The 14,578-nt window shown below is 63.7% G+C and carries 2 protein-coding genes; both read left to right on the top strand.

What is annotated here, in order from left to right; translation table 11 throughout:
* Positions 1–241: 241 nt before the first annotated feature.
* Positions 242–1,408, top strand: coding sequence for a substrate-binding domain-containing protein (locus tag J3P94_RS14235; protein ID WP_434568445.1), 1,167 nt, complete (start codon positions 242–244; stop codon positions 1,406–1,408).
* A gap of 213 nt (positions 1,409–1,621) precedes the next feature.
* Entirely contained in the window at positions 1,622–14,242 is a 12,621-nt protein-coding gene (locus J3P94_RS14230) for a filamentous haemagglutinin family protein (protein WP_434568444.1), read from the top strand.
* Positions 14,243–14,578 lie beyond the last annotated feature (336 nt).

The raw sequence follows: 14,578 nt of genomic DNA, 5'->3' as shown, positions 1-14,578 counted from the left end.
CAACCCTTGCCATACCCCCGCAAAACCAGCCCGGACCCTCAACCCAGAGCCCTCGAACACCCGAGGAAAAAACCCGAAAAACAGCCCTCAGCTCCCGAGGTTTTTTCCTTTATCTGTCACCGGAAGCTGCGAATTTCTAACCCATGGCCTCACCCCATCGCCACCGGCACAGGACCGAGCGCCATGACGGCAAGCACGCGTCACCCAACCTACGTACGAACACGATGAAAGGAGATTCTTCATGTTTAAGCGCAACGTTCTCGCGGTATCCCTGACCCTCGCCGGCCTCTGCGCCGCTCAGGCCGCCATGGCTGATGTCAATGGCGGTGGTGCTACCTTGCCTCAGCCGCTGTACCAGACCTCCGGCGTACTGACTGCCGGTTTCGCCCCTTACATCGGCGTGGGCAGCGGTGCTGGCAAGGCCGCTTTCCTGACCAATGACTACACCAAGTTCGTGCCTGGCACCACCAACAAGAACGTGCACTGGGCCGGCAGCGACTCCAAGCTCAGCGCCACCGAACTGAGCACCTACGTCAGCGCCCACGGTGCCGCCTGGGGTCCATTGATCCAGGTGCCTTCGGTTGCCACTTCGGTTGCCATTCCGTTCAACAAGACCGGCACTGCCAACGTTGACCTGAGCGTCAACCAGTTGTGCGGTGTGTTCTCCGGCCGTTTGACCGACTGGAGCCAGATCACCGGTTCGGGCCGTACCGGCGCGATCACCGTGGTCTACCGTGCCGAGAGCAGCGGCACCACCGAGCTGTTCACCCGCTTCCTGAACGCCAAGTGCGCTGAAACCGGCACCTTCGCGGTCACCACCAACTTCGCCTCCAGCTACAGCGGCGGCCTGCCAGCCGGTGCTGTTTCCGCCACTGGTAGCCAGGCTGTGATGACTGCGTTGAATGCTGCCCAAGGTCGCATTACCTACATGAGCCCGGATTACGCTGCTACCACCCTGGACGGCCTGGGTGATGCCACCAAGGTTGCTCGCGTTGCCGGTGTTTCCCCAGCGCCAGCCAACGTTTCGGCCGCTATCGCTGCTGTTCCGGTACCAGCCCTCGCCAACCGCGCCAACCCGAACGCCTGGGTGCCAGTGTTCGCTGCCGCTGCCAACCCTAACGACCCAAGCGTCGTGGCCTACCCAACCACTGGCTACCCGATCCTGGGCTTCACCAACGTGATCTTCAGCCAGTGCTACGCCGATGCAACCCAGACCACTCAGGTTCGCAACTTCTTCAGCCGCCACTACGGTTCGTTGGTCAACAACGATTCGGCCATCACCTCCAACCGTTTCGTGCCACTGCCTTCGGCCTGGAAAACCGCCATTCGTGAATCCTTCGTCACCGCTTCCAACGGTCTGAGCATCGGCAACACCAACACCTGCAACGCCATCGGTCGTCCGTTGTAAGCCCACGCTTGAACGACCCGCAATACCCGATCAGCAACGGCGCAAGCCGTTGCTGATTTTTGCGTCATAGACGTACGAACACAGCTATATGAAATTTTCATGACAAGCGTTCGGTCCCGAGCGGTTGTAACCGCCTAACCCCTATAACCAACGCTGGCAGCTTGATAGCACTGCGTTGCGCCCCTTTAGAGCGAACCCGAAAGGATGAGTAGGATGCTGCGCTGCAAACCCCAGACGAACCTGAATGCTCCACGTCGCGATGGCGAATTGTCGATGTTGCGGCTCAAGCCGCTGGCCCAGGCCATTGCGCTGCTGATGGTGGCCGGCAATGCCCACGCAGCGACGGCGTTCAGTTCGGCCTGGTTTGCCGCCAAGGGCGCGCCTCAGGCCGGCGGTGCGGGGCGTCCTGCAACGGCGCAGCCAGGCATGCCGCCACCCTTGGCGCAGCAGCAACGGGCCAATGCGCAGTTGCAGCGTTCGCTGACCAACTTGAATAACACTGTGGCCGCCATTGCGGCCCAGCAGGCTGCCCAGGCAGCGGGACGGCAAGCCGCACTCGGCCAAGTTCAGGTGGTGCCTGACGGTTTGGGCGAGGGCGGACTCAAGGTCGATAACAGCCTGACCCAGGGCTGGCTCAACGCCAAGGGACCGCAGCAGGCCCAGGCCGGTGGCAAGACCACGGTGAAGATCGAGCAGACCGCCGACAAGGCGATTCTCAACTGGGAGACCTTCAACGTCGGCCGTAACACCACGGTGGATTTCCAGCAGCAGTCGGACTGGGCCGTGCTCAACCGGGTCAATGACCCCCAGGCGCGAGCGAGCCAGATCCAGGGCCAGATCAAGGGCAACGGCACGGTAATGCTGGTCAACCGCAACGGCATCATTTTCAGCGGCAGCAGCCAGGTCAACGTGCGCAACCTGGCGGCGGTGGCGGCGAACATCAGCGATGAGCAATTCAGCCAGCGCGGCTTGTACGTCGATGCCAGCGGCAGCCAGCCGACCTTCACCGACGCAGCCGGCAAGGTCCAAGTGCAACAGGGCGCGCTGATCGAAACCCACCGCGCAGCCACTTCCACCGCCGGGGGCGGGTATGCCTTGCTGTTGGGCTCGGAAGTGGAAAACGCCGGTTCGATCATCACCGCCAAGGGCCAGACCACCCTGGCGGCAGGCGACAGCTTCTACATCCGGCGTGGCCAGGGCACCAGCGGCAACCTGCGTTCCACGACCCGTGGGAACGAGGTGGCAACAGCCGTCAAATCGGGCAGTAGCGCCGGCACGGTGATCAACAGCGGCCTGATCCAGGCCAGCACCGGCGACATCACCCTCACCGGACACCAGGTTGAGCAGAACGGCGTGGCCGTTGCCAGCAGTTCGGTGGACACCCGCGGCACCGTGCATCTGCTCAACGCCGCGAGTGACAGCAGCGGCAGCGTGACCCTGGGGCAGGGCAGCGCGACCGCAGTGCTGCTCGACGCCGCAGGCGGCAGCGCCCTGGACAGCCAGCGCAACGCCGGGCCCGCGGGTCTGGACGGCACGCCGAACAACCTGATCAGCGGCCAGTTCACCAACCTCAGCAGCGTGGTTGACCGCACCGACCAGTCGCGGGTCGAGATCGTCAGTGGTGGTAGCGTCGACTTCCAGAACGGTTCCATCACCCTGGCTACCGGCGGCCAGGTCGCGGTCAGCGCGGCCGGGCGCAGTCTGGTGCGCGACGGAGCCGTGATCGACGTGTCCGGCGCCATTGGTGTCAAGGTGGCGATGGAGTCCAACTCCATCAAGGTCAACGTGCAGGGCAATGAACAGCGCGACGCCCCGGTCAACCGCGAGGGCGGCAAGTTGACCAGCAACGACGTGTGGGTGGACGTGCGGGATTTGGTCTACGTCCCGGCTGGCACCAACGGTTACTCCACCGACCGCTGGTACACGGCGGGTGGTTTGTTGGAAGTCGGCGGCTATCTGGGGACCCGAGGCCACAGCGCCGGTGAATGGGCAGCGCAAGGCGGCACCCTGACGTTCACCGGTAACGACGTGGTGACTCAGCAGGCGGCGCAGTTGAACCTGTCCGGCGGTACCCTGGATGTGCAGAGTGGTTATCTGCGCCAGTCCTGGCTCAAGGGCCCCAACGGGCGTTTGTATGACTTGTCCAAGGCGCCGGGGGACATCCTCTACACCGGCATCTACAAGGGCTACCAAGACCACAGCCAACGCTGGGGCCAGACTGATTACTACTACAACCCGCTGATCGCCCCGCGCGAGCGCTTTGAAACCGGCTACACCGTCGGCCGCGATGCCGGCAAGCTGTTGGTGTCGACCCGCAACGCGGTGCTGGAAGGCCAGATCGTTGGCGAGGTCTACCAGGGCGAACGCCAGACCCAGATACCGAACCTCAACCTCGACGGCTACCAGCAATCGCAAAACGCCGTGGCCCGTCGGGCGCAGTTGTGGGTGGGCAGCTACACGCCGATCTACGACGATACCAGCGGCGTGATCAACAGTGGCCTGAGCCCCACTTTCGATCAGGTCACCGTCGGCAAGGTGGCCGACAAGATTGCTGCGGGCCTGGATCTGACCTCGGTGGTCGGTAGCGATCGGCAAGGGAAGCTGGCGCTGGACAACGAACTGCTCAATGGCTTCCAGCTCGGCGCGGTCAAGGTTGCGGCTACTGAGGGCATCAAAGTCGATGGCACGCTCAACGTGGCCGACGGCGGCGATATCACGCTTTACGCGCCGCAGGTCGAAGTGAACGCCGACCTGACGGCCCGCAGCGGTCGCATTGCCTTGGGTAACGTGCTTAAACAGGTCAGGACCGATAATTTCAAGATTGAGGACGTTACACTTTCGCCGGTCGCCGGTCAGCGGGCAAAGGTCACATTGGCCGAAGGCGTGACGCTGAATACCGCCGGCCGGTGGAGCAACCTGCTGGTGGATGGCGGCGATCGCCAGGAACTGCCGTTCATCAACGGCGGCAGCGTGTCCGTACGCAGCGGCGGCGACATTGACTTGGGCCAGGGCAGCCTCATCGATGTCAGCTCCGGTGCCGCCGTCATGGCCGATGGCAAGACGCGCGGCGGCAAGGGCGGCGATTTGACCTTGACCGCCGGGCTCAGCGCATTGTCCGACAACGGCGCCTTGAACCTGGACGGAGAACTGCGCGGCACCGGCGTGACGGGCGGCGGGACCTTGAAGCTGGCGGCCAACAAGGTGCTGATCGGCAACAGTGGTTCGTCATTGGAACCGGGAACCTTGCAACTGGGCGGCGATTTCTTCGACAAGGGTTTCTCCGCCTATGACATCACCGGCAACCATGGCTTGACGGTGGCCGACGGAACCCGGGTCGATGTGGCGATGCCGGTGTACCGCTTCGGCGAGCAGGCGTTGAGCACCGGTAGCGATGCAGAGCCGGTCGATGCGTTGCAGCGCTGGACGCCGGAGCTGTACCAGGAAGATGCGATCAAAGGCGTTCTCACGCAGCGGCGGGGCGCGAGCCTGAGCCTCAATGCCGGCACCGCGAACTCCAGCGCTGCTGATATGGCCAGCACGGTGTTGAACCTGGGCAAGGGCAGCGTGATCAGCGTCGACCCGGGCCAAGGCATCGATGTGCGCAGCATCGGTCAACTGACTGTCAACGGTACGCTCAACGCCTGGGGCGGGCGGGTCAGCCTCAGCGGATTGAGCGTCAATGATGGAAACGGCGAACGTGTCAATGCCCAGGGCCATGGTCGTTCCATCTGGCTGGGTGAGCAGGCGCTGATCGACGTTTCCAGTCGGGCCGTGACCGCCCAGGATATGCGCGGTCAGACCTATGGCCTGGTACGTGACGGCGGGCAGATTGTCATTGGTGGTCAGATCGATGCCGCGAAAGGTTCGGCTACAGCATCCGAACTGTTTGTCGTGGTGCGCGAGGGCGCGCGTCTGCAAGCGGATGGCAGCCAGGCCGTGTTGAATATTCACGGCCAGGGGCGTACGTCGGTGGCGAGCAATGGCGGCAGTATTTCCCTGGCGTCGGCGAATGGTTTGTACCTGGACGGCGAATTCAGCGCTCGTTCGGGTGGCAAAGGGGCGGCTGGGGGCAGCTTATCGGTAGCCCTGGAAACGCCGTATTACCTCAATAATGCCCTCAATGAGCGGGTCATGCAGGCGCGTGAGCTGGTGCTGGGGCAGAATGCCCAGGCGAGCCTGTTGGGCGACACGGCCGAGGCCTCGGCGGATTCACTTGTCTACGGTCACGCCCGCTTGGGCGTGGATCAGGTCCAGGCGGGTGGCTTCGACAACCTGGCGTTGTTGAGCAATGGGCTGTTAAGCATCGAGGGTGACGTGTCGCTGTCTCTTGATCAAAGCCTGAGCCTGTACGCCCGCGGCTTTGTAACGAGCGCATCCGCGCCAGCCAACACCCGCGTCCAGCTCAATGCTTCCCATGTGCTGTTATCGGGTCCGGCGGCCGCTCTTCTGAACAAGGAGCAATACACCCGGCCGCTGATCGAGGGTGGTGTTTCGCTCCTGGCGAACAAGGCAGTGTTTTTAATCGACGCGGACCTGCTGGATGTTCAGGGCAGTGTGATGTTCAGTAGCAAAGGCACTGTGCGCCAGGCTGACGGGAGCACCGTCGCGCTGGAGCGCGCCGGTTTCGACCGTGTTCAGTTAAGCAGCCAGGGTGATTTGCGATTCCTGGCTGGGTTCTCAAGCGATGGACTGCCTGCAGGCTTTACCACCCAACTGGTGACTCCATCGGACATGCTGCTGCAAGCGGCGCAGCTATATCCCACGACTGGCGTTGGGGCGCGCGTCCTGGCGGGTTGGAGCATCGCCGAAGGGGGAATTCCACGCTACGATTCTCTACGCAGCCTGGTCATCGGGCGGACCGGCCAAGCCTCGCCCCAAGTGCCTTACTCGGCATTCGGGCGTCTGCAACTGGGCAGTGCCAGGATCGAGCAGGGCGGGGTAGTGCGGGCACCGCTAGGGTTGATTGAGATCGGTACCAATGGTGGCCCCGGGGAAGCCATTACTGATCGGATAAACCTGTTGCCGGGCAGCCTGACCTCAGTGAGTGGCGCGGGTTTGGTGATGCCATATGGCGGCACCGTCGATGGTCAAAGTTATGCGTACGCTGGCAAGAAGGTCGTACTGCTGGGACAAGGCGCGGTGCCTTCCGAGAACGGCGACCTCAACATTGGCGTGATTCTCGGCGGCAAGTCCGTGGCGGGCCAGGAAGGCGCGGTGCTTGACCTTTCCGGTGGTGGCGACTTGCTCGGCGCGGGTTTCATCTCCGGCCGTGGCGGTTCCACCGATGCGCGTTTCAACCCGCTGGTGCAAATCGGCGCCAACGGCGGTTTCACCTTGCCGGGCCTGTCCAGCAACCCGGTCTATGCCATCGTGCCGGGCAATCGGAGCCAGTACGCTCCGGTCGCTGCCGAAGGCGGCGCGGTGGACCCAAGGGTAGGGCAGCAAATCACCATTGGCGCTGGTGTTCCAGGGCTTGCCGCGGGTACCTATACGCTGATGCCGTCCACCTATGCTTTGCTGCCGGGAGCGTTCCGGGTCGAGGTCAACGGTTTGGCGGGGCCAGCCTCCGCTACGGGGGCGCAACAGATGCGCAACGGTTCGTGGACCACCGCCGGGGTCTTGTCAGTGGCCAATACCGGGCAACGCAACAGCTTGTCCAGCCAACTCATCCTGACCTCCGGCGATGTGCTGCGTCGCTACTCGCAATACAACGAAACCACCTACGCCCAGTTCGCCGTCGCCGACGCTGCACGTTTGGGCGTTCCCAGGGCGTTGTTGCCGGTAGATGCCAAGACGTTGAAGCTGAATCTGGCAAAGGGCACCGCAGACCAGGCCTTCTCCTTCAAGGGGATCGGCAAGTTCGCGCCTCAGACCGGAGGATACGGCGGCACCGTCGCGGTGGTCGCCAGCAACGGTACCGCGCTTGAGGTCGTCGCCCAAGGACGAGGGGCGACGGCCGGTTTCGACGGCGTGACCCTCAACGCCGAGAGCCTCAATGCTCTGAATGCCACACGCCAAGTGATCGGCGGCCAGTTTTCGGTGCTTTATGGCCAGGGTGGTAACTACATCACGCCGCAACGGGTGTCTCGCAGTGTCGCCCTGCGTGAAGGTGCGACCCTCTCGGCGCCTGAGGTATTCCTCCTGGCCGATGGTGGTGAGCTGTTGGTGGAACAAGGCGCCGCCATCAATACCATCGGGCGGGGCAAGGCCGCCTACGATGCGCGCGACGGCTTTATCTATAACTTCAATGTGCGCAACCAGAACTACAGCTCGCTTGCTGCCTCCAATGGCTTGCTCAATGTGTTGGCCCCTGTGTCCGGAACCACGGGCACGGTCAACATCGGCGGATGTAGCCTGACGCCTTGCGGTGGCGTGACTCGGATCCACTCCGAAGGCAGCATCGTTGCCGCCTCCGGCAGCAGCCTGGAGTTGGGCGATGAGGTGCGCTATGGCACCCGCCATTTGACCCTGGCCCTGAGCAACATCAACGTCGGCACCGCCCAGGCACTGGGCGACGCGGCGACGCGCCAGGTCCTGCCAGCCGGTCTGACCCTGAGCCAGACCGTGCTCGATCGCCTGCTGCGCGGGGACACCGAATACGGCGCCCCGGCCCTGGAAACCCTCGAACTGTCAGCCAGTCAGGCACTGAACTTCTATGGCACCGTCAGCCTCGACACCTATGACGCCACAACAGGCAAGTCACGCCTGAACAACCTGATGCTCAGCACCCCGGCCATCTACGGCGCTGGTAACGCCAATGACGTAGCGACCATCCGCACCGCCAACCTGATCTGGAACGGCGCTGTCGGCGCGCCGGGTTCGGTGATTGCCGGCGGCGCCGGCACCGGTGCCGGTCGCCTGGACATCCAGGCCCAGCGCATCGAATTCGGCTATGGCCAGTTCGCCCAACCGAGCTCGATCACTACCCTGGATCGCCTGGCGCTGGGCTTCGCCAACGTCAACCTCAGCGCCAGCGAACGCCTGACCGCCAACCACAAGGGCAGCCTGGCGGTGTATCAGAGCCAAGGGGCCTATGACGCAAAAACAGGTTACGCCTACAGCGGTGGCGACCTGAATATCCTCACCCCGTTGCTCACCGGTGAAGCCGGATCGGTCAACCGCATCACGGCGGGCGGGGCTATCAATGTGACGGGCACGACCGCGAAGCCGGGCGCTGTCTCCGGGCTCGGTGGCGAGCTGTCGTTCAAGGGCGCGAGCCTCAACCTGGCCAGTGCGGTGGTGCTGCCCAGCGGCAAACTGACCCTGAGCGCGACGGATGACCTGACATTGGCGGATCAGGCGCTGATAGACGTGGCGGGTCGCACGGTCACCTTCAACGACGTCACCCGCTACAGCGCCGGTGGCGAAGTCATCCTGAAAAGCCAGAACGGCAACATCCGCCAGGCGGTTGGCTCAAGCATCGATCTCTCGGCCCGCCACAACCAGGCTGGACGGCTCAGCGCCGTGGCCTTGGGCAGCGCGGCGGGGGTCGTTGACCTGCAAGGACGAATCCTCGCCAGCAGCACCGGCGAATACGATGCCGGTGGCACGGCCATGCCGTACCTTGCCGGTGGCGTGGAAATCCAGGCTCAGCGTCTGGGCGGCAGTGGCAGCCTCAGCGAGCAGTTCGCCGCGTTGAACCAACGTTTGAACGACGGACAAGTGTTCGGCTCCCGCAGCTTCCAGCTCAAGCAGGGCGACCTGGTGATCGGCAACGAACTCAAGGCTTCGACCATCGGCGTTTCCCTGGATAACGGCAATCTCCTGGTCGCCGGCAAGGTCGACGCCAGCGGTGAGCGGGTCGGCAGCATCCGGCTCGCCGCCGGTGGATCGCTGACCCTTGGCGGTAACGCGATGCTCGACGCCCATGGCAATCGCCTGCGGGTGGACAGCTACGCAAAGATCATCGACTCACCGAACCGCGCCACGGTCGACCTGACCTCGCGGGGCGGTGTGTTGACTTTGGCCGACGGCGCGCGCATCGATCTGCGCCATGGCACCGCGGCGCGGGCCGGACAATATGACGGTCGCGCCCGGGGCACGCTGGAACTCAACGCCCGCCGCAGCGGACCGGACGCCACCCACGGTGACATCGCTATCGACGCCAGCGGAAACCTGGATATCCAGGGCGCTCGGTCAATTACCGTCAACGGTATGTGGCAGTACAGCGATGCCGAGTATGGCAGCGACCCGGCCGCCAGCGGGCGTCCTTATCAGGTCATCGACCAGGCGTACCTGGATCGCAAACATGAGGACAGCACGACCTTCATCAAAGCCGCGCATGGCAACAGCGACCTGATGCAACGCAAGCTCGCCGGCTTGAACAACACACGTTATGCCGATGCGTTCCACCTGCGGCCCGGCGTCGAGATCGTCAGCGCAACGGCCGACGGCGACCTGGTGGTGCAGGGTGACCTGGACCTGTCCGGATATCGCTACGCCAGTGTGAACCCGCACACGCAGAAAACCGCCGTGTACGGTTCCGGCGAGGCGGGAGCGCTGACCCTGCGCGCCGGTGGCGACCTGAGCATCTACGGCAGCATCAATGACGGTTTCGCGCCGCCGCCCCCTACCCGGGACGATACAGGCTGGGTGTTGCTGCCCGGCATCGACTTCACGGGTGGCGACATCGTTGTCCCCGGTGCCGGCGTGACCCTGGCCGACGGTACGGCGTTCCCGGCGGGGGCCACGTTGAACTATGACCTGCCGATCAAAAACGTGACCCTGGCGGCCGGCACCCGGTTGCCGGTGGCCGTGGTCCTCGATCAACCGTTGAACTTGCCGGCCGGCACGGTATTGGCGGCCGCGGTTCACGATGCGGCTGGCAACCTGTTGTTCCCGGCGGGCACCCTGTTGAGTCAGGCCCAGACGCTCGACGCCGGCTCACGTCTGGGTGCCGGCAGCGTGCTGAACGATGCCGCGACGCTGCGCGGTTTTACCTGGCCCAAGGGTGTGGCGCTGCCCAATGTGGCAAACGCCAGCAATGCGCAAACCAACATCCTGAAGCTCGAGAATAGCCTGGTCCTGAACCGTGGTTCACTGATCCCGTCCGGCACCGATGTGAAGTTGCCCAATGGCGTTGAATCGGTGCAGTTGCGTCCGGATGTTGCCGGCAGCGATGGGCGCCTGTGGGCCATCGCGCCGATGCTCGCCGAGGGTTCGCAGTCCTGGTCGCTGAGATTGGTGGCCGGCGCCGATACGGCGGCGGCAGACAGCCGGATCGTCCAGCCTGAGCCGGTGCAAGGTGACTTGCGTCTTGCCGATAGCCACTACGGCATGTTCGGCAAGCCGGTGCCGGCCAAGGGCACCTATCAGTGGACTCAACTGGGCGTGGATGAACTGGCGGCTGCGGGGATCACGGTGGAGCTTGGCCAAGCGGTCGGTCTGGAAATCATAAGCAACTTTGGTTATGACTCGATTGACGCCTTTTGTGCGGATTTCGCCGGTATCTGTGCCCTTCAGGCTTCTTACAAATGGACCAAGGCCGCAGAGGATGAGTTGGCAGGCTCTGGCTTTGAGGTCAAGGCCGGCGAGGTCATCAGTCAGGCGGCTGCGCAGTTTTTCCAGTTTGATTCGGTTCAGTCACTCTGCGACGCGGCGCCGAGCGTCTGTGCCCCCGCAAATGTGGATTATGAGGCGGTTGCCGGCAGCACCCGTCCAAGCGTCATTCGCACCGGCACCGGCGACCTGGAACTGCTGAGCGGCGGCAGCCTGCGCATGGATTCGTTGTTCGGCATCTATACCGCCGGCACCTCGTCAGCGCCTACGTTCCCGGGCGATCCCTACAATCAGCCCAAGGCCCTGGGCACCAACGGCAAGGTGCTCAACGATGAGGATGGCGGTAACGAAAAACTGGTCGATGGCGGCACCGAAAGTCTCTACCGCGCCTGGTACCCGGATGCGGGCGGTGACTTGTTGCTCAAGGTTGGCGCAAACCTCAGCGGCAACCTGACCGCGCCTGCTGCAACCCCCGTCGGCCGACCGAATCCCGCCGACATCGGCCAGGATTCGGCCAATGTGGGCAATTGGCTCTGGCGCCAGGGCAATGGTGATTCAGCGAACAGCCAGCCGACCGCCTGGTGGATCAACTTCGGCAGTTATACTGCCTCGACGGAGGCGGGGGGCGCTGATCAAATGGCCGCTTTCACCGGGTTCGGGACCCTGGGCGGTGGTGATCTGGATGTACAGGTGAAGGGTGACGCGGGGGTGCTGAACCGACTCGCCGGTAGCGACTTCAACTCAAACATCAACCCTCGTAGCCAGGGGCTGTTGCTGGCGGTGGGCAGCACCGGGCGTGTGGGCGCTGATGGCAGCCTGCAGCTGACCGGTGGTGGCGATCTCAATCTGCGTGTGAGTGGGGCGTTGAATCCCGAGAGCTTATTCAGGACCGGCCATCTCAACGGTGCGGTCATCAATTTGCGGGGCAACGCCCATATAGAGAGCGGCACCATCGGTAGTATCGATCTGCGCTACGGTAATCAAGTCGCCGACCAGACCCCCGGGGAGACCCGGGCCTATGATTCGTATCGAGCCACACGTGGGCAGGCAACAGGCGGATTGAGCCTGGTGCCGGGCGACGCAACGTTCAATCTCTCGACCTCGGGCGACCTTGTAGTGCAAGACATTTCCGACCCGGGGCGAGCATCGATGATGAGTGTTTCGCCTTTCAAGAATGGCGAGACCAACGGATCAGGTGTGAGCTGGTTCACGTTGTGGACGGCCAATACGGCGATTGACCTGTGGTCGTCGGGGGGCAATCTGACGCCTTTGGTGTCAGGGGTCGAGACGGACCTGGCGGTGCTGTACCCCTCCATCCTGCGCGCCGTAGCGGCCAGTGGCAGTCTCTACTACGGTGAGGCAAAAAACATTGGCATTGGCGGCTACGATGGTAGTTATCGTTCAGCCTTGCTGCTTGCACCTGGGATCAATAGCCAGCTTCAGTTCCTGGCCGGAGACTCCATCTACGGCGGCGACCTGACGGTCAGTCGCTCCGGTGCCTCGTCCGCAGCGATGGCTACACCATTACGACCAGCGTTTATGGGACTCACCGATGACAATGTGGTGGTCAGTAATCTCTCCGCCGACGGAAACCGTGCGCCCTCCACGGCTATCCTGCCGCTGTTCGCTTTTGATAGCAGTAGCGCCTCCAGCGAATGGGTAGGCAATAGCGATCCAGCACGTTTCTATGCGCTCAGAGGCGACTTGCTGGCGGTCAATAGCGGGCGGGTGGTGACGTTTACCACTTCAAACGATAGTCGACTCGGGCGGAGCTACTACGAAGGTAACGGGGCCGTGTGGATGATGGCCGGGCGAGACATAGTCAGCAGCGGTACACCACTAAGCGGCGGGCGCGGTGGGAACGCTGACAACGGAGGGGCATACACCAGCGCCGGCAACCTCTTCATCCACAACAACCCTACCGACATCTCCATCGTTTCAGCCGGGCGCGACATCCTCTACAGCAACTTCAACGTCGCCGGCCCCGGCCTGTTGGAGATCACTGCCGGGCGCAACATCCTGATGGACGACAAAGTCAGCATCACCAGCATTGGCGCCGTGGTGCCGGGGGATTCGCGCCCTGGGGCAAGCCTGGTGCTGCAGGCCGGCGCGGGCCTCGATGGTGCGGATTACCAGCGCTTCGTCAGGGCGTACCTGGACCCGGCGAACCAAGCCCTGGCCGGTGTGCCCCTGGCGGACCAGGATGGCAAGGTCGCCAAGACCTACGAAGCGGAGCTGGTGAAGTGGCTCAAGGAGCGCTTCGGCTTCAGCGGCGACACCGAGCAGGCCCGCAGTTTCTTCGCCGCGTTGCCGGCCGAGCAGCAACGGATGTTCGCCCGCGACGTGTACTTTGCCGAGCTCAAGGCCGGTGGCCGCGAGTACAACGAAGTCGGCGGCGTGCGCCAGGGCAGTTACCTGCGCGGACGAGAGGCGATCGAGTTGTTGTTCCCGAGCAAGGATGTGGCGGGCAATGCGATCACCTACAAGGGCGATATCACCCTGTTTGGCGGGGCAGGGGTGCACACCGATTTCGGCGGCAGCATCCAGATGCTCACCCCAGGCGGCGGGCAGACGTTCGGCATCGAAGGCAACGCGCCGCCGTCCACCGCCGGGGTCATTACCCAGGGCGAGGGCGATATCCAGTTGTACGCCAAGAACAGCATCCTGCTAGGGCAGAGCCGGATCATGACCACTTTTGGTGGCTCGATCCTCGGCTGGTCAGCACAAGGCGACATCAACGCCGGTCGTGGTTCGAAGACTACCGTGGTGTACACGCCGCCCAAGCGCCTGTACGACACCTGGGGCAACGTGACCCTGTCGCCGTCGGTGCCGAGCACCGGGGCGGGTATTGCCACTCTCAACCCGATTCCAGAGGTAGCGCCGGGGGATATCGACCTGATCGCGCCGCTGGGCACCATCGATGCGGGCGAGGCGGGGATCCGCGTGTCAGGTAACGTCAACATTGCGGCGTTGACCGTGGTCAACGCGGCCAACATCCAGACCCAGGGCAAATCCACCGGCGTGCCGCTGGCGGCTTCGGTGAACACCGGGGCGATCACCTCGGCCAGTTCGGCGGCGTCCTCGGCCACGCAAGCGGCGGAAGACGTGGCGCGCCAGCAGCAGAACGCGGCGCGGCAGAACCAGGCCTCGGTGTTTACCGTGCAGGTGGTGAGTTTCGGCTCCGAGCAACTGGCGCCTTCGCGTGATGGCGCCAGCCGTGAAGCACCACGCACCTATGATCCGGCCAGTCCGGTGCAGGTGCTGGGTGCCGGGCCGTTGGACGAGCAGGCGCGGCAGCGGTTGACCGAGGAGGAGCGGGGGCGGTTGAGCTTGTAAACCGAGTTGCCGCCTTCGCGAGCAGGCTCGCTCCCACAGGGGTTGTTGTGCCTGGGCATCCTCGGGCACCCATTACCCGTGGCGAGGGAGCTTGCTCCCGCTGGGCTGCGAAGCGGCCCCAATCCAGTCACCGCGGTGCGTCAGGCTGATCTCCAGCGGCCTTCTCAGGGCTGCTGCGCACCCCAGCGGGAGCAAGCTCCCTCGCCACAGCTGCGGCGCTCTCTCAAATGAAGCTTTCATGACAAAAGTTCGGTAGCACATCGCCATTCCCGTCATGCCTGTGTGACGTGTTCGAGGGGACCTCTCAGGTCGTTTGGAGCCGGGGCGCGAAGCCGG

It is taken from the genome of Pseudomonas sp. Z3-8 (genome assembly GCF_051131975.1).
Taxonomy (GTDB): Bacteria; Pseudomonadota; Gammaproteobacteria; order Pseudomonadales; family Pseudomonadaceae; genus Aquipseudomonas.
This window is presented reverse-complemented; position numbering and strand designations above follow the sequence as displayed.